Origin of the sequence: Arminella tubonensis, from assembly GCF_003240585.1 — a bacterium.
Classification (GTDB): Bacteria; Pseudomonadota; Alphaproteobacteria; order Rhizobiales; family Rhizobiaceae; genus Rhizobium; species Rhizobium tubonense.
On sequence record NZ_PCDP01000019.1, the window covers coordinates 79,957 to 99,308 of the forward strand.

At 57.8% G+C, this 19,352-nt stretch carries 17 protein-coding genes and 1 pseudogene; 8 read left to right on the plus strand and 10 right to left on the minus strand.

Annotated elements, in window-relative coordinates; translation table 11 throughout:
• Window positions 1-43: 43 nt before the first annotated feature.
• On the minus strand, window positions 44-1,321 hold the full coding sequence (locus tag CPY51_RS06735) for a type II toxin-antitoxin system HipA family toxin (protein WP_111159518.1): 1,278 nt from the start codon (window positions 1,319-1,321) through the stop codon (window positions 44-46).
• Window positions 1,318-1,617, minus strand: a complete 300-nt coding sequence (locus CPY51_RS06740) for a helix-turn-helix domain-containing protein (protein WP_244598497.1) — start codon at window positions 1,615-1,617, stop codon at window positions 1,318-1,320. Before CPY51_RS06740 ends, CPY51_RS06735 begins: the two co-directional genes overlap by 4 nt.
• Window positions 1,618-2,112: 495 nt before the next feature.
• On the opposite strand from CPY51_RS06740, the gene CPY51_RS32470 reads away from it, so the two are divergent.
• The 7 genes from CPY51_RS32470 (at window position 2,113) to CPY51_RS06775 (ending at window position 8,906) form a co-directional block, all read left to right on the plus strand.
• Window positions 2,113-2,280, plus strand: a complete 168-nt coding sequence (locus CPY51_RS32470) for a hypothetical protein (RefSeq protein ID WP_154677719.1) — start codon at window positions 2,113-2,115, stop codon at window positions 2,278-2,280.
• A gap of 113 nt (window positions 2,281-2,393) precedes the next feature.
• Window positions 2,394-3,131 carry a dienelactone hydrolase family protein gene (locus tag CPY51_RS06750; protein ID WP_111159520.1) on the plus strand — a complete coding sequence of 246 codons (738 nt, stop codon included), beginning with the start codon at window positions 2,394-2,396 and terminating at the stop codon, window positions 3,129-3,131.
• Window positions 3,132-3,374: 243 nt separating this feature from the next.
• On the plus strand, window positions 3,375-4,319 hold the full coding sequence (locus tag CPY51_RS06755) for a substrate-binding domain-containing protein (protein WP_111159521.1): 945 nt from the start codon (window positions 3,375-3,377) through the stop codon (window positions 4,317-4,319).
• 69 nt (window positions 4,320-4,388) lie between these two features.
• Entirely contained in the window at window positions 4,389-5,375 is a 987-nt protein-coding gene (locus tag CPY51_RS06760) for an ABC transporter permease (protein ID WP_111159522.1), read from the plus strand.
• Window positions 5,376-5,378: 3 nt separating this feature from the next.
• Window positions 5,379-6,146, plus strand: coding sequence for an ATP-binding cassette domain-containing protein (locus tag CPY51_RS06765; protein WP_111159523.1), 768 nt, complete (start codon window positions 5,379-5,381; stop codon window positions 6,144-6,146).
• Window positions 6,143-6,649, plus strand: a complete 507-nt coding sequence (locus tag CPY51_RS34195) for a hypothetical protein (protein ID WP_154677720.1) — start codon at window positions 6,143-6,145, stop codon at window positions 6,647-6,649. Before CPY51_RS06765 ends, CPY51_RS34195 begins: the two co-directional genes overlap by 4 nt.
• 301 nt (window positions 6,650-6,950) lie before the next feature.
• Window positions 6,951-8,906, plus strand: a complete 1,956-nt coding sequence (locus CPY51_RS06775) for an oxidoreductase (protein ID WP_111159525.1) — start codon at window positions 6,951-6,953, stop codon at window positions 8,904-8,906.
• Window positions 8,907-8,920: 14 nt separating this feature from the next.
• Here the strand turns inward: CPY51_RS06775 and CPY51_RS06780 are convergent, their stop codons facing one another.
• From CPY51_RS06780 to CPY51_RS06810, 7 genes and pseudogenes are all read right to left on the minus strand, one after another.
• On the minus strand, window positions 8,921-9,625 hold the full coding sequence (locus CPY51_RS06780; protein WP_111159526.1) for a DUF72 domain-containing protein: 705 nt from the start codon (window positions 9,623-9,625) through the stop codon (window positions 8,921-8,923).
• Between the two features lie 204 nt (window positions 9,626-9,829).
• Window positions 9,830-10,894 carry an adenylate/guanylate cyclase domain-containing protein gene (locus tag CPY51_RS06785; protein ID WP_111159527.1) on the minus strand — a complete coding sequence of 355 codons (1,065 nt, stop codon included), beginning with the start codon at window positions 10,892-10,894 and terminating at the stop codon, window positions 9,830-9,832.
• Window positions 10,895-11,184: 290 nt separating this feature from the next.
• Complete coding sequence (locus tag CPY51_RS06790) at window positions 11,185-11,631, minus strand: SRPBCC family protein (RefSeq protein ID WP_111159528.1); 447 nt, start codon at window positions 11,629-11,631, stop codon at window positions 11,185-11,187.
• A gap of 241 nt (window positions 11,632-11,872) precedes the next feature.
• Window positions 11,873-12,251: pseudogene (locus tag CPY51_RS06795) on the minus strand (ester cyclase).
• Window positions 12,252-12,541: 290 nt separating this feature from the next.
• On the minus strand, window positions 12,542-12,688 hold the full coding sequence (locus tag CPY51_RS06800; RefSeq protein ID WP_111159163.1) for a DUF1127 domain-containing protein: 147 nt from the start codon (window positions 12,686-12,688) through the stop codon (window positions 12,542-12,544).
• Between the two features lie 368 nt (window positions 12,689-13,056).
• Complete coding sequence (locus tag CPY51_RS06805) at window positions 13,057-15,003, minus strand: methyl-accepting chemotaxis protein (RefSeq protein ID WP_111159602.1); 1,947 nt, start codon at window positions 15,001-15,003, stop codon at window positions 13,057-13,059.
• Between the two features lie 721 nt (window positions 15,004-15,724).
• On the minus strand, window positions 15,725-15,910 hold the full coding sequence (locus CPY51_RS06810; protein WP_111159529.1) for a 4-oxalocrotonate tautomerase: 186 nt from the start codon (window positions 15,908-15,910) through the stop codon (window positions 15,725-15,727).
• A gap of 121 nt (window positions 15,911-16,031) precedes the next feature.
• Between CPY51_RS06810 and CPY51_RS06815 the strand changes: the two genes are divergently transcribed.
• Complete coding sequence (locus tag CPY51_RS06815; protein ID WP_111159530.1) at window positions 16,032-16,916, plus strand: LysR family transcriptional regulator; 885 nt, start codon at window positions 16,032-16,034, stop codon at window positions 16,914-16,916.
• Between the two features lie 138 nt (window positions 16,917-17,054).
• On the opposite strand, the gene CPY51_RS06820 is transcribed toward CPY51_RS06815, so the two are convergent.
• Window positions 17,055-19,175: a carboxy terminal-processing peptidase gene (locus tag CPY51_RS06820; protein WP_111159531.1), complete on the minus strand. Its 2,121-nt coding sequence runs from the start codon at window positions 19,173-19,175 to the stop codon at window positions 17,055-17,057.
• Between the last annotated feature and the right edge of the window lie 177 nt (window positions 19,176-19,352).

The following is a 19,352-nucleotide window of genomic DNA, read 5'->3' on the forward strand; positions in this document are numbered from 1 at the left end:
GTTTACGGTTTTTGCTGCTCGTGTTGGCCTGGAAATGCTATCGTCATTCCGATCGTAGTGCACGCGAAGTGTCTGAGCCGGCCGCGTTCAAGAAATTGTCGAGTTCAGCAGTTCGGGACTTGGATAGTCCCACTTTCTCAGCAAACTGCGGCCACCGGGCTACGGCCGTTCGCACCTGCTCTATAACATCCTTGGCGTCGTAATCCGAGATCGAAGCCCCTCTGGAGACCGCCAAGAGATGAGACATGCCAGGGGCTCTACCTTCCCCAGCTATTGCCGCGCTGTGCTCTCCCCCTGGTCCGGACGAAAATGTAAGATCGTAAGCAGGTGCCAAAGACCAACGGCCGTTTCCGTCCATAAGGAATGCGTGGTTCTTCGCATGGTCGTCGCGATTCTTGGCATGGACATTGAACACCATGTTTCGGAACATCTTGAGGACTTCCGCGGCGTCGCGGGTCATCATATGGGTAAGCTTGTGCAGTTGCTCATAGTTCAGAGAGGCCTCACGATGGCTGGCATTCAACAAACCGCCTGCCGTATGCATGTGGAGCCTGCCGGCAGGTGTCCTGTCAAAACGTTTCGTCGCGAAAAGCCGTCTTCCCTTCCGGGTGTCGAATAGGCCGGTGTCGGCCATCTCCAACCCTGCAGCCACCGCCATGAGGGCATAGGCTTTTTCTTCGACGCCGATCTCCCGCGGATCGTCAGAACTGGGAGCTTTGACCATCCATCTTTCAAACCCGGGATCCAACGGCTGGCCGTAGTCCAGAACGCAGGTATTCAGGGCCTTGTTGAAGCCGATCATAATCTTTGGCCGTGAACCCGCAGATCCACCTTGCGCACCCTGCAAGCTATCGATGTCAGCGACGTCCATTTCCGACTGTACCAACTCCACCTGATCAGCGAACCAATCGAGGTCAGCGTTGGTCGGTTGTTTCTGATCGTCCAGCAAATCAGGAACGTATGTCAGCGCGCCCATTCCTGTTCCACCGACCGCCGAGAGACGGTCGATGGGAGTGAGCTGAGTATAGTCGATGCCCGCTCGTTGGAGACGACGGTCCAGCAATAGGCGACCCCAACCATCAGGCAGGCTGTCGTTGAATAGTCCATGGATACCGTCGAACGGATCGCGAGGCGCCGCAATCAATCCGGTGGCGGCCATCATGTGGAATGGTGAAACCAAGAGGGGCGCTGCGAGAAACTCTGCCGAATACTCGAAGTAACTTCTCCGTTCCTTGCCACTCCACGCGAGGGTGCCGAGCTTCTTCTCGCTTCCCTCGATATCCAGATAAACACTCACCTGCTGGATTGGTTTGAACTTCATTTCCTGCGCACCCGCTGCTTAGGAGGACGATCGACGACATCATCGATATTCTGCGGCGGCCGACTTGGAAACAAGTGGTCGAACTCAGACTCGGCCTCAAGGGCGAAGGCAATTTTCACGAGGCTCTCGAGGGAGATTTTCCCACTTTCTTCAAATAGCCTCAGCGATCCATACGAGACATTCGATCTTGCCGCCAATTCCCTCTGGGTGACTCCGTACTCGATCCGCCGGCGTTTCATTCTTTCCGCCAAGCCTCGAATGACCTCCACCGGCGACGACATGGTAAATGCGAGCATATTATCACCTAACGGTCAAAACTAAGATTTAATGCTAATATACTAGCATTTGAATATATAGCAAGTGTCGATCAGACTGGGCATTCCCGATCGACAACAACCGATCGCCCACCCGCTGTCGTTCCACCGATACGACCTGCGCCCGCAGCTCCTCGATCTTGCTGCCGATCTCGGTTCACTTCCGCTTCAACTCAACTGCCACCAGAACCATCCGCATCCACAACATAGGATCGTCGCGATCCTATGCGGTCAGACCCGTCAGAGTTTGGTGGCAGTTGCAACCTAATTGCGCGAAACAGCAAGGGCAGCAAACGCTCGTCGAAGCTTGGAAGATCGACAATGCAGGCCGTCTATACGGGTGGTGGGCCGCAAATGGGTGGTTGGTCCATCATTGTCAAGATCGGCAGGCGTCGACGCTCGAAGAGGTCGAATGTTTAGTCTATAAAGACATAGGGTATGCCGCAAACCGGCAGCATCAATCGCAAAGGGATAGAAATGACAGACGAAACATCGCCGACGAGAAAATCACTGGCAGGCCTAGGCGATATGCTCAAGAAGCAGGAAAAGGCGGTTGTTGCAATCAAGCCAGACAAGACGACCGAGACGATCGAAACTCCGCAATACACGATTACCTATCGCAAGAGGGCGTTCGGTGAGGGATAAGAATACCCCCGACCTTTGTTCAACAGTTTCGTATCCTGAGCACTTCACTCGCCTTTGCCGGAGAGCAACCACCCGCAGGATGAATGTCCCCATGATCACCAAGGGATTGGCAGATGAAACGCGATATTGAGATTGCGACAGCGGACGGCCTCGCCAAAGCATCTATTTTCCGCCCGGACAATTCAGTCGGCAAAGCGTTGAGCGGCATTGTCTTCTATATGGATGCGATGGGGCCGCGCGATCCGCTTTATGCCATGGCGCAGCGACTGGCCGATGCCGGTCATGTCGTTCTTCTGCCCGATCTTTTCTATCGCTTCGGCGAATACGGGCCTTTCGACGGCGGTTCCTTTGCCAACGAGGCCGCGCGCGCCCAGATTATCAAGATGATCAATGAGACCACACAGGAAATAACAAAACGCGATTCTGCTGCCTTCCTGGAGGTCCTGGATGATGAAGGCGTTGTCGGTCCGATCGGTGTTGTTGGATATTGCATGGGCGGAGGCCGAGCACTGACCGCAGCGGCCACCTACTCAAATCGCATCGGGGCGGCAGCAAGTTTTCATGGCGGCAACCTCGCCAGCGAAAGACCCGATAGCCCACACCGCCTTGCCGGCGATATCAGGGCCCGCCTCTATGTCGGCGTCGCCGGGGTGGACGGTAGCTTTCCTCCCGAACAATCCGCTCGGCTTGCCGAAGCGCTCAGAACTGCAGAAGTTGACCATATCATTGAGAACTATGTCGGCATGTCGCATGGCTGGACCGTTCCCGACCGCGGCGACGCCTACAACGAAGCCGGCGCTGAACGACACTGGAAACGATTGCTCGATTTTTTCGAGGAAACGCTCGCCTGATCGCTCGCAAATTCATCTCAGACCATGGGCGAATACCTCAAAATGACTGTTCAATTCATCCATGTACTTTGTATTCAGCTCCCGTGGCCCGATTCGACACGGGAGTCGCTTGACATCTCCTTCAACCTACGGCTCGCTTCGAACATCAGAATGGCGCGCGTGTGCAAATCATTTTGATGCTGACTGGGAGGTCAGCAAAATAAGCCGCTCGGCTGGAGACCGGGCCAAGGGAGGAGTTCCAACGTGCTGAAGAAAGCTATCACGATACTATCGGCGATCGTCATTGCCGCAGGAGCAGGCTTTGTTTCGACGGCCTGCGCTCAGGGTAAAACCTACTACTGGATTTCGCATGGCTCACCGGCGGATCCTGTCTGGACCTATTTTCTGGCTGGCGCGAAGCTTTGGGCCGAGGATACGGGCAACAAGGTCAATACGTCTTTCCAGAACGGTGATGTTCCTGCCCAACAGGAAGCGGTCAGGGCCGCAATTTCGGCCGGAGCGGCGGGGATCGTGACCACCAGCCCTGACCCAGGTAGCCTCGTTCAGGTCGTCAAGGAGGCCAATGCCGCCCACATACCGATCATCAATTTCAATACGCCCGATCCCCAGGCGAGCTTCGACGCCTATGTCGGCGGCGACAACGTAAAGTTTGGCACGGCCTGGGCACAATATCTGGTCGACAAGAAGCTGGTGAAATCGGGTGACTTCGTCTGGATGCCGGTCGAGGTCCCGGGCGCAACCTATGGCGTGCAGGAAGAGCAGGGAATTGCCAGCGTCTTCAAGCCGTTGAACATCACGTGGGAAGTCACGGATGCGACACTCGACCAGGCTGAAATCATCACCCGCATGTCGGACTACCTGACCGCCAATCGCTCGAAGATCAAGGCAATCATCGGGCTCGGCGATCTCGTCAACGGCAGCATCAAGCGGGTGTTCGATCAGGTGGGCGTGAAGCCCGGTGAAATTCCGGTCGTCGGCTGGGGCAACTCGACCGATACCACGCAGGAAGTTCTGAACGGATACGTAAATGCCGCCCAATGGCAGGATCCGCAGGCAACCAGCTATATGGCCCTGTCTATCGCAGCCATGGCGGCAGGAAAGATCCCGCCCGGCTTTAACATTATCACCGGCGCCCTTTACGAAAAAGACAAGGCCGAAATCTACGACAAAATTCTCTCCGGCAAATAACGTCGTCGATAGTCTTACTGGCTGTGTCACCCGTTCACCCGGGTGGCACAGCCCAACCGGTGAGCATCAATGGAACAACGTTCTCTTCTTCAAAGCTTCGTTTCGAAGCCGGAATTCGGTCCGCTCGTCCTGCTGGTCCTCGAGCTTGTAGTCTTCTGGTCTTTCAATTCGGATTTCCTCTCGCTTCAAAACATCAGCAACACGCTTTCGTTCACCGTCGAGCTCGGCCTTATCGCGTTGGCGATGACATTGCTGATGACCGCAGGGGAATTCGATTTGTCCGTCGGCTCCGTGTTCGGCTTTTCCGCCGTCTTGATGTGGACGGTGTTCAACAGCAATCTGATGCCGCTCGGTGCCGCGTTCCTCGTCGCGCTCGCACTCAGTCTCTTCATTGGCTTTGTTAACGGGTGGTTCGTGACAAAGCTGAACATCCCCTCCTTTCTCGTCACGTTGGGCATGCTCCTGGTGGTGCGTGGAACCGCCCTTTACGTCACCGACGGCTTCCCCCAACACACCTGGACAGCTGGAGGCAACTGGTTTGCCAACGCACTGGCGGGTAGCTTCTTCATCGGCAGCTTCCGCATGTACATGTCGGTGCTTTGGTTCGCGCTCGCAGCGATCGCAGCCCATTTCATTCTCACCCAGACCAAAGCGGGAAATTGGATACAGGCATCGGGCGGCAACCCCAATGCGGCACGAGCTCGCGGTGTCAATGTCAGCCGAACCAAGATCTACCTGTTCATGGCATCTTCCGCGATGGCCTCGCTTGCAGGGGTGATCAGTTCGATCCGTACGTCGGCGGCAAATCCCAATAGCGGAACCGGTTACGAGCTTGAAGTGATTGCGATGGTCGTGATTGGCGGGACGGTATTGACGGGTGGGCGGGGTACCATCGTCGGAACGGTGATCGGCATCTTCATCCTGCGTATCATGCGAAACGGCATTGTGATGGTCGGAGTACCCGGGCTTGCCTACAATATTTTCATCGGCGCGATCATACTCGGCATGATGGCGCTGCATTCAGGGCTCGAAAAACGCCACAACGCGGGAGTGTAGACGATGGCCGAAGAGCTGATCCGAATGGAGAAAATCAACAAGTTCTACGGCCGCATCCATGCGCTTCGCGACGTCAGCCTTACCGTCAGAACGCATGAGGTCGTTGGGCTGCTCGGCGACAACGGCGCGGGCAAATCGACGTTGATCAAGGTGCTGTCCGGCGCCGTGCCGCTGACGAGCGGAGACGTCATCATCAAGGGTCGGAAAGTCGAACTCAAGAGCACCGCCGATGCCATCGCCCACGGCATCGAAACCATTTTCCAGGATTCGGCGCTCGTCCCGCAGCTGTCGATCGCCCGAAATCTCTTTCTTGGGCGCGAACCTGTCAAGGGAAGCCGTTTCTTCAACCGCCTGGATCAGGCCGCCATGAATGCCTCCGCCCGCGACCTTTTGAAGCGAGTGGGCATCACGAAGGACATTCCGCCCGATACCGCGATCTCGTCACTGTCGGGAGGGGAGCGTCAAGCGGTTGCAATCGCCCGTGCGATGCAGTTCGACAGCGACCTTATCATTCTTGATGAGCCCACCAACAATCTGGGAGTCGCCGAGACGCAAGGGGTCTTGCGCTTCGTTCGTGAAGCACGTGACACCGGCCATTCGTGTATTTTCATCGCCCACAACATCCACCATGTCTTTCAGGTGGTCGACCGGATTATCGTCATGCGCGGCGGAAGGGTTGTCGCGGAGGACATCAATCCGAAGACGACCACCATCGAGCAGGTCGAAAGGATCATCACGGGGGAGGAAATGCTCAGCGCCATAACGGCGTGAAGCAGGCATGCGATATCGTCGGCCAAACATTAAAGCTGCAAGCCGCCATTGCGCTGCCGGTACATCACGCCGCATTTCGCGACCGCAATTCATTCGCGCGTCCCACTCCCCGCAGGAGCATTGGCAATTTGAGATCGTCGTACGTTCGCCCCAAGCACCGCTTCCAGCGGATCGCCGCGGTGAGAGCCACGATCCGGTTTCTTGAGTGCGATCGAGTGGATGCGCGGTCAGACGACTGCGTTGTGGAAGCCGTGAAGGCCACCCACCAGCCACAAAATGATCAAGATGGCGAGAACGAGGCCAAGAACACCACCAAGACCGCGGCCACCATATCTGCCATGCGCGTAATAGCCGCCGCCACCGCCAAACAGCACAACCAAAACTACAATTATCAGGATCGTTCCCACAGGCATGTCTTTCGTTCGTGGTCGGGGAGCCCTGGTCATCTCCATCGCGCTTGGCTGCGCGGTGCGTTGCCTTTATGGAACCCCGACGATGAGTAATGTGCGGCAGGGGGTTTCGTTCCATTTCAGAGCGCGTGCCGCAGCGGCAGGCGAGTTGACCATCTATCGCCAAGATAAGCGCTCAACGTCGACGGCGTTGGTCACGATTGGTGTCGGGCTCATCATGACTTGGCCGCCGCAGGTGCACTTGCTCCCATCCCGGACAAAGGATTTGGCAATCGCCACCGCAGCGAGGACCAACTTCAGCGTTCCTTGGCTGGCTTGGGCGAATATTCATTGTGACCCTGATGGATGCACTATAGCTTCGCATCGCCGTCCAACATGAGAACACGAGAGCGCCGTGAGCCCCGTCCTTCCGCATCTATATTCTCCATTTACCATCAGGCGCACGGTCATCAAGAACCGGATCATGTCAACGGGCCACGACACCACGTTGCCAACGGCGTTTGCGCCGAACGATGCGCTGATCGCCTACCAGCGAGCGCGGGCTGAAGGCGGCGTCGGACTGATCGTTTTGCAGGTCGCGGGCGTGCACGAGACCGCCCGCTATACGTCGCACTTGCTGATGGCGACCAGCGATGACTGCATTCCCGGTTACCGGAAGCTGGCCGAGGTCTGTCATCAAAATGGCACGACCGTTTTCGGTCAGCTATTCCATCCCGGTCGGGAAATCATGGAGACCAGCGAAGGGACAGCACCGGTTGCCTATGCTCCCTCGGCAGTGCCCAACCAGCGTTTCCACGTCATGCCGAAAGCACTGCCGCCCCGAATGATCGACGAGATCGTCCAGGGTTACGGCGAAGCCGCCCGGCGACTGCAGGAAGCAGGACTCGATGGTGTGGAAATCGTCGCGAGCCACGGATATCTGCCGGCCCAGTTCGTCAACCCACGCGTCAATCTGCGCAATGACAACTACGGAGGTTCGATTGGCAATCGCTTGCGTTTTATTCGTGAGGTCGTCGAAGCTGTTCGTGCCGAAACGAGCCCGGACTTCATCTGCGGCTTGCGGTTCAGTGCTACGGACAACGACCTGGACGGGATGACCACGGATGAGGTGTCAGAGATCCTTATCGCTCTCGACGGCATCTTTGACTATTTCAACCTGACGATAGGATCCTCGGCGAGCTTTGGCGGCGCTGTGCATATCGCGCCACCGATGGCGTTTGGGAGCGCTTACGGTGCCACGACCGCCGCGGCGATAAAAAGGAAGGTCACGACCCCGGTATTTTATACCGGCCGTGTCAACCAGCCTCAGGACGCGGAACGACTTCTCGCCGCGGGCGACGTCGACATGGTGGGGATGACACGCGCGCTGATTTGCGATCCGGAGATGCCTGCCAAAGCGCAGGAAGGACGCTTCGACGATATTCGCGCCTGCATCGCTTGCAACCAGGCCTGTATTGGTCATTTTCAGCTCGGCGTTCCCATCTCCTGCATTCAACATCCCGAAACAGGACGCGAGTTGCAGTATGGGCGGCTGACACCTGCCAGGGTGGCAAAACGTGTCATCGTGGCGGGCGGCGGCCCCGCGGGCATGAAGGCAGCAACTGTCGCGGCGCAACGCGGGCATGACGTCACACTTTACGAGGCGTCGGATCGCCTGGGTGGGCAGGCGCTTCTGGCTCAACTGATTCCACGGCGGATGGAGTTCGGCGGCATCGTCACCAATCTTGCGCACGAGGCTGAACTGGCGGGCGTCACCATAGTCAAGAACACGGCGGTCGATCGCGCTTTGGTCGAGCGGCTGGACCCGGATGCCGTGATCGTGGCGACGGGGGCCAAGCCCCGGCTTCCGGATATTCCCGGTGTAGAAACCGCCCATGTCGTGACCGCCTGGCAGGTTCTTCGCGACGAGGTCAACGTCGGCAGTTCGGTGCTGATCGCGGACTGGCGTTGTGACTGGATCGGTATGGGAATCGCTGAGAAGCTGGCGCGTGCGGGCTGCAAGGTTCGCCTCGCGGTCAACGGCTACATGCCCGGTCAGCGCATTCAGGCCTATGTTCGTGATCAGTGGGCAGGCGTCCTGCATGATCTCGGTGTGGAGGTCATTTCCTATGCCGACCTCTACGGCATCGACGGCAGCACGGTCTATCTTTCGCACGTTACCGGAAAAGAGCCGATCATCGTTGATGGCATCGATACGCTCGTCACATCTCTGGGCCACGACGCGGTGAACATCCTTGAGGCGGAGCTTTCCGAATTCGAGGGCGATCTGCACATTATCGGGGACTGTCTGACGCCTCGGACGGCGGAAGAGGCGGTGCTGGAGGGACTGAAGGCCGGCTGGGCCATCTGACGTTTTTTGGCACGCTATCGTCTTGTCTCACGGTTTTGAACCATTTCGAGGGCATTCTCGATCGCTGCGTCTGAGGCCGTATTGTCAAAAATACACCAGTCGTTCTGGCTGAGCATTTCGGAAAACGCGCCAATCTCCAGACTTGAATAAGACGAGTAGTAAATCTTGGGTTTGCCATGGAGGCGGAGATATCGAAATCCTTCGTCAGCCGGCACCATGCCAGCGATTTTGATAGGATCTGCAACAACTCGATCAATCGTCAGCTCGTCGAGCAGATCGCTCGCGCCATCGGATGCCCACGATTCATGCCGCGGTTCAATGACAATCTCACCCCCATGCTGTTTCCGCATGAACCTGAGACCGCTGTTCACTTCGGACCCTCCGAACTCCAGCGTGGGCGGCAACTGGCACAGCAGTGGACCAAGCTTTGCTCCCAGGGGTTCGATGTCGCTTAAGAAGCGCAATAACGGCTGCTCCAGATCAGCCAATCTCAATTCGTGCGTGATCTGCTTGGGAAGCTTCACCGAGAAGCGAAAATCCTCAGGCACGCTGTTGGCCCATCGCTGAATTGTCTGCAGCTTATGCCGGCGATAAAATGTCGAATTTATCTCGACGGCGTTGAACACCGCCGAGTAACGCGCCAACGCTGAACCCTCTGTTGGAAATCGAGCGGCAACTGAACCGGGGATCAACCATCCGGCGGTACCAACAAATGGCAAATGCTACCCTCCCGAAACGCCTGTTCTTAAACCTAGCGTCCGCTTTCAAGACGGCGAGGAAATAGCACCAGGGGATCGACGCGCGCACGGGTGTTGCCTCACCCTCGTCAGTATCGACCTCCTGGCTCGCCATGGGACCTTCAGCGCTAGGACCGCTTTTCGCCTCGCTGGCGCGGCCGGCGTTCGCCGGGTGACGGGCGGGGCTCAATCTTCCGGCAGGGTGAAGACCGCGCAGGGATCAGCAATACCGCGCATTGAGTGATCGCCCAGAGGGATCAAAGCTGTCGTCGTCTCCGCTGCGATCGCGCCCGAGATGAGCACACTACGACCAAGGGGCTTGCATAGTCCTTCGAGGCGGCTCACCAAGTTGACCGCAGGGCCGATGGCGGTAAAATCCAGCCGATCGGCCGCGCCGATATTGCCCCACAGCATTTCGCCGAAATGCAGTGCCGCACCAAAGGGTAGCGGCGGCAACCCCTGCCCCTGTCGCACCGTGTCTAGATGGGCCATGCCGGCGCGGGCAGCAACGACCGCGCGAAGCGCCGCCTCGCAGGCCTCGCCCGTGGCGCCGGTGACCGGGAAAATCGCCAGAACGCCGTCACCGATGAACTTCAGCACCTCGCCCCCGAAGGCGTGCACCGCCCCGGCGACCCGGTCGAACCAAGCGTCGAGGGTGGCGATCATTGCTGCTGGCTCCGTCGCCTCGGACAGCGCGGTGAAGTCGCGCAGATCAGCACAGAGCAGCGCGGCGCGAATGGTCTCCCCAGTGCCACGGCGCAGCGCACCGGCCCGCACCCGGGCGGCACTACGCCGGCCAAGATAGGCCTCGAGCAACGTTACCAGCGCCGCCCGGGCCGTCAGAGCGGCCAAGGGCGCTGCAGCAAAGCGCGCAACCTCGCGCAGTCGACTGGCCTCGGCGGGGTCGAATGGGCGGGTCCCGGCCCAGCCTAGCACCGGACAGTCCGACGCGGAGCCGATCGTCTCCTCCTCCACCGGACCAAGCCCCGCCAGCCAGTCGCGCCCGGCTTGCCCAGGCAGATCGCCGGCGCCGGCGAAGCCTAGCGTCTCGATCACCGCCCCAGTCTCTGCTCGCCATAGCCAAGTGCGGCGGGCGATGATCGGATGCGGCACCGCCAGCGTCAAAGCTCCGCCGGCCAGCGGCAGCTGGTCGGCCAGCAGCTGGCGGCCGAGCTCGGCCAGAAACCATTCAGGGCTGGGCGAGGCGCCGGCCCCGTCAACCAGCCAGGCGAGAGGGGCGGCTAGTTTCATACTTCGATCATGCCATGGCGGCCAAAGGCTGTCATCCGCGCCGTGGCGACGGTGCTTCCATTGTGGTCGGGTCCCGACACACTAGGACACGGACATCGCTAGAAGAGTAGACAAGTAGAGAGCGACGTTCGGGGCGAGGCTATGAGCTGTCACAACGAGCCATTCACATCCGCTACAGGCGCCAGGCACGCGGTCCAATCCTCGGGGTGATTGCCTTCGAAGCGCCTGCGAGCTCTTGCTTATCCCTAAGCACCCGTATCAGGAGCGGCAATTTCGAGAACGGAAAGCAGTCACGTTCTGCCCGCCATGATGTCCGGACCGGGGTCGCGCCCGGCGGCAACCTCGGTCAGCCGACCAAGGTAATGAGCCCAGCCTTCAGCATGGCCGACGCATTGCTCGGCGCTGGGCAGGCCGGTGTGGGTCAGGCGCAGCAGCGTTCCGTCCGGCTGCTCGATCAGGTCGATTTCGACCAGGCTCGAACCGGGCGGCACCACCTCGCTACCATCCCAGCCGAAGCTGTAGGCCAGGCGGTGTACCGGCACCACTTCGCGAAAGGAACCGCGAGCAAAGCGTGCACCCGTGACGTTAACAAGATAGAGCCCCCCCGGGTGAAGCTCGGTTTGCGCTTCAGTTCCCATCCAGCGCAGAATCTTCTCCGGATCGGTCAGGAGGGCGAAGACCGCGGCCGGCGGCGCCGGAATGTGTGTCTCGCGGCGGACGACGAAAGCGTCTTGCATTGGTCTCTCCTATGGTTGCCGTGAGCTGCCCCACCTAGGGCGAGGGACGGACCGACGGACGTGATCCTATCGTACGACTTGCCCGCGGGACAGGATGTAGGCAAAAGTTCACCTTCAGCAAGAGTACCGCCCAGCACCAACGATGGCGCCACAGGCGCCGAAGATGATCAACCGTCGCCATTGGCGGGTTCCGATCTGAACGGATTCGTCTTCAGCGGTCTGCAGATGTGAGCTTTTGGTACTAAAGCTGAGATTCGATTGCGGCCTGGTCTACGACCGACCATACTTTCTCAATGCGTGCGTCTCGAAACTCGTAGAATACATTTTCGGTAAACGAGACCCTTTGCCATCTACATGAAGGCCGGTTCCTTTCGGCCTGCAGTCAAAGCGCAGGCGGCTCGCGACACGCGGTGGCTCGCAGATTACCAGATCGATGTTGAAACTAAGGTCTGGTATCGCCCGAAAATCTCCCTCAAGCATCTCGCGGTAGCCTGATAATTCGATCCGCTCGCTGTTGTAGTGGACGTCCTCGTGAACGAACCGCGCCAGATTGGCCAGTCCTGTCTGTTCAGGCAGGCAATGTAGTCTCGGTAAATGTCCGAGAGATGGGCTCTCGTCACGGCAGTTGCACCCGTTTTCCTTCACCATTCCAAGCGCAAAATAGGGCGATGCAAGAGTTCTGCAACCGAGACAAATGTCCGATCCTCCATTTTCGAGTGGAGGAGATCAGTGTTAACCGACGGGCGCGGCGCTTAGCAGGGATGCGCACGGCAGCTATGCAAGAGAAGACGAACTGGGAACGCCGACGGCGAAACGGTGACCAAACGGTCTCCGACATGACGCTTGAAAACAAAAACGCCCGCTTCATGAGCGGGCGTCGTGCAATATTAGGCGGTGCCGTCTGGCGCGACTAGCGAGAAACCGATGCGCGGGCAACGCTGCGGATATCGGCGCGGTCGATGCCAAGGTCCTGCAATTCGCGGCTGGACATGCGGCCAAGTTCGGTAACGGTCTGACGGAACTTGCGCCAGTTATTGAAAGAGCGTGCTACGTTCATGATAATCCCCTTTCCTGAGGGCTGCCTGACGTCAGCAACCGTGCTTGGCTCCGGCGTCATTTGGATGGTTGAGATATAGGCGTTTCAATCGGTTTAAAACAGCGACAATCTCTCAGCCCACCTATGCGTTTGACGCACGGGTCCCGTCGTTTCGGCGGGAGGTGATCGTTTTTTAGGCCACTAAGCGGTCGAATGCCGTCAGGCGCATGATCGGCGGATCGGCGTCCGGGTAGCACAAAATCTCGGCCCTGAGTTAACTGAACTCAGGATCAAGCGCTTCATCGTCAACGTCGATCCACCAAGAACTCCGACGGCCGTCGCTTAGACCAGCGACAGCCCCGGGGATCTCACGGGTCAGCACCCGATTATCAAAACTCTTCCCAGTGATCAGCACCCGCGGTTGCTTTTGCGCCGAAAGCTGCAGCCACAGTATTGGCCATTTTGCGCGCCGGAGAAATAGCCGGCTTGTGGAGCGTGCTAGCAGCAACAGCCAGGGCGGCAGGTCTGCGGCGCGGCGCTGCCTGCGACGTTCTTATCCCGCCGAGTTGGAACTGCCCGATCAGCTCTCGCAGCCTGGTCGCCTCGTCGGCAAGCGTCGCGCTCGCCGCGTTTGTCTGCTCGACCATCGCAGCGTTCTGCTGGGTTACCTGGTCCATCTGGTTGACGGCAGTGTTGACCTCGGAAAGGCCTACGGATTGCTCCTTCGCTGACGTTGCAATGGCGTCCATATGTTGGTTGACGGTAATGATATAGCCCTCGATAGTCTTCAGTGCCTCGCCCGTCTCGCTGACGAGCTTGACGCCGTTCTGCACTTCCACGCTCGAGCTGCGTATGAGATCTTTGATCTCCTTGGCTGCCTTGGCTGAGCGCTGGGCGAGCTCGCGCACCTCCTGCGCCACAACCGCAAAACCCTTGCCGGCCTCCCCTGCTCGAGCAGCCTCGACACCAGCGTTCAGCGCCAGGAGGTTTGTCTGGAACGCAATCTCGTCAATCACGCCGATGATGTTGGCGATCTGGTGGGATGACTGTTCGATCCTCTCCATTGCATTGACGGCATTTGAGACGACGACGCCCGAGTGTGCCGCGCCGGCATTTGCGTGCGCAGCCACGGCGCGTGCCTCATCGGCTCTCTTTGAGGAATTCGAAACGTTGACGGTGATTTCATCGAGGGCCGCGGCTGTTTCCTCGAGCGACGCAGCCTGCTGTTCAGTTCGCTTCGATAGATCCTGCGCGCCCTGGCTGATCTCGCTCGTGCCGACATCGATGGCGCCCGTCGCTTCGGCAACCGCCCGCAGCGTCTCAGCAAGCTGGGTCGTGGCAGTGTTAAAATCTGCCCGTAGGCTTTCGAGTTCCGCAACGAATGGTTCGGTGATCTGGCCGGTCAGGTCTCCACGAGACAGCTGCTTCAGACCCTTGCCGAGTTGTGCCGTTGCGTATGCCATAGCTTCGGCTCTCACTCCCTCAAGCTTCGCAATACGGTCGCGCTCCTGCTCGGAAATTGTTCGCTGGGTCGCAACTTCCCGTTCCAGTCTTTGATTGGCAAGCGCACTTTCACGGAAGACTTCCAGCGCTGCTGCAATCTTCCCGATTTCGTCAGCGCGTGAACGGTAGGGAATTTCGCGATCAAGTTCCCCCTCTGCCAGCTGCTTCATCGAGCCGGTGATCCGGGTCAGCGGCAGCGAGACGATCCTGACCGCATAGTAGATGCCGAAGCCGCTCAGCCCGAGAATAACAACGATGGTCGCGATGGAAATTTCCATTGCCGAGGAGAATGCCTTTGCAGCGCGATCGACGGTTTGATGGGCAGCGTCCAGGTTGACATCCTTGAGTTGCTTGAGCAGTGCGCCGTTCTTGGTGGCTTGATCCCGCATCGCTCCATTGAGGATAGCAGCAGCCTCTTCGTTTTTGTTCTGCCGCGACAGAGCGAGCATCGGCGCTGCGAGAGTGTCATAGGCCGCAACACCCGCATCGATCTGGTCGATCAGCTTCAGTTCGACATCAGACGGGGCGAGAGCACGAAAGGCCGCGATTTGCTCGGCTGCTCTTTGCTTGACGTCATTGATGCGTTGCTCCGCCTTGGACATTGTTTCGTCCGTCAGCGACAGGATGTGCTGCGCATAGGCCAGTCGTTTGTCAGTAAGGGCGGCTTCCAGGTCGCCGATAGTCCTAACACTCGGCAGCGAGTTCTTGCCGAGGGCGATCGTCGATGCGTTGGTTTCGTTCAACCCGACCAACGACACAAATGCGTTGCCGCAAAAGGCAAGTGCAAGCACGATAAGGAGTGATGTCAGTCCCGTCTTGATAGAGATCTTCATTTCCGGCCCCCTCGCCATGGTAAATTTTCGCTAAATTAGCAGGCAAAGATGGTAAATTGCTTAATTGGTTGCCCGTTGGCATCGTTACTGTCCTAGGCACTGTCCAAGCCATCGCCAACGACAGGAAGCTGCGTGCCGTGAGGGATCAGCCCGATGAAGGTGAATTTTAAGTCCCCAGCCATGACCAGCAACATATTCTTTGGTGCGGTTGACGTTTTGCGTCGTATGCTGGCGACTGGTTCCGCTCATCGGGAGCCGCCGCGGTTCGATGAAAATGGCCCCCGCCCAATATGGCTGGCCTTGAGATGTTTTACAGAATGGGCGCCGTTCCCCTCCTGGTCCTCCTATTGGCTTTCCTCGTCTGCCAAGCGTTGGCCAGGGATGCAATACCAGACACCGCGCACATTCATTTTGGAATGTGCTAGATGGCAAAGACCCGCAGCGGGCGAAGTGACGTGCGATTTCGATAGGCAGCGTATCCTTCTGAACAGCACGCAGCCTGCCCTCCGCCTCGACGATGTCGATCGTTTTTTAGTGCGGGTGGGGTCATCATAGACGGCTATCGCGACCCCACTCTGTTTTCAAATTGCTACGAAGAAGCAGCGCCTCATGCTGTCCTGAAGAATGCCAACCTTTCGGTGCAGATCACAGGCCTAGCGCACCATTTTTCAGTTCTGAGCCCTCTGCTGGGTTGTTTCCTAGCGGCTGCTCCCAATCGGTTTCAACCATCCGATTTCAACGTCCCTGCCGTCGCCCAGGCATCTTTCGGAACTTCGGTGATAAGGATCTCTACGCTTTCGGGCGGGCAGACCAGCGTCTCGACGACAACTCGGGTTGCCTCGCGCGCAAAGGCTTTCTTCTGCTCGGCCGTACGTCCAGGGTGCATTTTTAGATGCAAGATTGGCATGACATATCCTTTGCAAATAGCGCATCAGGACGAGGCGCTGACGCTGCGAACTATCTAATGGCTTGCGACAGGGATAAATGGGCGCCAGATTGCATCATTCAAAACCAACGGGTTCTTAATCATGGACAAGCTGGCCGGCATGAGAATGTTCATTAAGGTCGTCGATAGCGGAAGTTTTGCCGCTGCCGCTGAGGCTGATGGTGTATCGGCAACAATGGTCGCAAAGCATATTCGCACCATTGAGCAGCGCCTCGGCGCGCGATTGCTTCACCGCACGACGCGTCGGCATCAACTGACCGAGGTCGGTCGGCTTTACTACGAGCGTAGCAAACACGCTCTCGCGGAGGTGGACGCCGCCGAAGCAAGTGCTTCAGAACTGCAGTCAAGTCCACGCGGCCGGCTGAGGCTGGTGGCGCCGGTCAGCTTTGGAAGTGAAAGCCTTGTACCTGCACTCGTCCAGTATCTAGACCAAAACCTGGAGGTCGGCATTGAACTGACCCTAGACAACCGCGCCCCGGATTTGATCAGCGAGGGATACGAGTTGGGCATTCATATTGGCGAAATGAATGCCTCCGACCTCGTTGCTCGGCCGTTGAAGCCCTATCGTCGGATACTCGCAGCCGCACCGTCTTACCTAGAGCAACACGGAAGGCCAGAAAGGCCTGCACAGTTAAGCACGCATCAGTGCCTCGGCCTGTCATACTGGCGCAAGCAGGGAATCTGGCATCTGGTTGGACCAGATGGTGAAATCTGTGAGGTACCAGTGAGGGGCCGCTTCACGACAAACCAGGGCGCGGCTTTGCGTGTCGCGGCAATATCCGGAGCTGGTATCGTCTTGCAGCCCGAGTTGCTATTGGCTGATGACCTTGCCGGCGGGCGACTTGAGCCCGTTCTGCCGGCCTGGTCGTATAAATCGGTGCCCATGTATCTCGTCTATCGGCAGGATCGCCGGCCGACAGCGATGCTTAGAAGCGCAATTGACTTTCTGATCGCACGCTTCGGCTGATCTTGCCAAGACCGGGAACTTCGCGGGTCCCCCGGTCTTCCACCGATTGTCGTGAGCAGAGCACAATCATCGCAGACGTACACGGCTGAGAGAGATTTCAAACCACTGACCCCTTTGATGGCCAATGGCTCAAATTGACTATTTTCCGTCCGCATTTCCCAATTGTCGTGTGGCGGCCTTTGGCACAGCTTCCTGTAAATCCGCCTCGTCGGCAAGAATGGAGGCGGCCTCCTTCAGCAAGACGTCTTTCGCGCTCTTGCGGGCATTTTCAATGGCAATATCAGCACTCAAGCTACGCTCGTCTGCTTGCAGCCCATCGTCTTCACCAGGGTCCACACCATCGTTTATTTGCTCGCGTGACCTGAGGCGACTTGCTTGAGCCGTCAATTCATTGCGACGTTCGGTTTCATTGAGAGAGACAACCTGTTTCTCGCGCTGCGCCTTCAGTTCGGCAATGTCTTGTTCAAAGCGCTGGAAATCCTGATCGTTCTGCACCCGAGCATCATGACGGCTCTGCAGTTGGGGCAACAATGCCATTATATTTCCGGCAGGCGCATAGTTCGCAGGCTTGACCTTTGTCCACGGCAGCGCGTTGTCGTAACTCGCCTCACCAAAGCGCTTGGGGTCGGAAAGGCCGGGTAAGCCGATATCAGGCGTCACGCCGCGCAGCTGTGTCGTACCGCCATCGACACGGAAGAACTGGGCGACTGTTAGTTTCAACTCGCCGAATTTCGGTTTGCTGTTGTGGGCCACCTGGTCAAGATTGACCACAGTTTGCACGGTACCTTTACCAAAACTGGTTTCGCCGACAATGACACCTCGACCGTAATCTTGTATCGCTGCGGCAAAAATCTCGGAAGCCGACGCCGAACCGCGATTGATCAACACACCAACCGGACCTGTCCAGGCAGGCGTCGGAAGATCATCACTCTGAATGGCCACCTTGCCGCCAGCATCGCGTTGCTGAACCACCGGGCCTTTGCCGACAAACAGGCCTGTCAAATCGATTGCCTCGGTCAACGAACCGCCGCCATTATTGCGCAAGTCAATCAGAACGCCGTCGACCTTGTCCTGTTTCAGTTCAACAAGAAGCTTGGCCACATCGCGGCTTGCACTTCTGTAGTCTCTGTCGCCTTTTCGCCGCGCCTCGAAGTCCTCATAGAACGCGGGTAGGGTAATCACTCCAATTTTACGCGTGGCGTCGCCATCTTTTAGGGACAGGATGGCCTTCTGGGCAGCCTGCTTTTCGAGGCTGATTTTGTCGCGCGTCAGGCTGATGAGGCGATGGCCGCCATCTGCTCCGGCATCCGCTGGCAAGATGTCCAAGCGCACGACAGAATCTTTTGCCCCTCGTATCATTTGCACGATTTCATCAAGGCGTGTGCCCACAACTTCCTTTACCGTGCCGTCCTCGCCCTGACCAACACCGATAATGCGGTCCCCGACCGCGAGCTTGCCGGACAATTGCGCCGGGCCACCCGGCACGAGTTCACGGATCGTCGTATAGTCATCGCGTTCCTGTAATACCGCCCCAATACCAACCAGCGAAAGCTTCATTGAAATATCGAATTCGGCTGACGCGGTCGCGCCGAAATAGTCCGTGTGCGGGTCAATCGACGTTGTATAGGCGTCCATGAATGACTGGAACACATCGTCGCTTTTGTACTTGTAGGCGCGCTCAAGCGAGTTTTCGTAGCGCTTGTCGAGCGTATCGCGAATGGCCGCGTCAGTTTTGCCTGCGAGTTTCAACCGCAGCCAGTCGCTTTTGACGCGTTTGCGCCAAAGTTCATTGCTGTCGGCTTCAGATTGCGGCCAAGGGTCTTTGTCGCGTAGCAAGGAATAGTCTTCCTGCACGCTGAAATCGAAGTTCTGCTTTAGCAGGTCACGCGCGTAGCTGATGCGGTCGACAACTCGCTGCTCATAAAGGTTGAAAATCGAGAACGGGATCTGCAGGTCCTCCCGGTTGATGGCGTCATCAATCTTGGCGCTGTCGCCCATGAACTTGTCAATGTCCGCCTGCAGGAAGAGGACCCGGTCCGGATCTAGAGACTTGATGAACCGGTTCATGATCTTGGCCGACAAGGCATCGTCGAGCGGAACGGGCTTATAGCTGAAACGCGTGAGGAATTGTGCGCTCAAATGAGCGGCTTGAGCCTGCTGCTGTAGTGGCGCCAAAACGGGCGGTGGTCCGACTTCCAGAGCATATCCCGACGGTGCAATTGCCAGGAAAACGCCGAGGAAAATATATCGTATGCGCATTCGACTTTGATCCAATTCTCTATCACGACTTTTATGTGCGATGTTGGTGGAACAATTATGTTCTTTTGGCAACTCAATGGATGCGTTACGTCTTTTTCCGGCATAAATGCTGGACACACAAGCGTGGCAATTCCCGGCCCCAGCATCCGACCGCCCTTCACAACGAGCGAAAAAACA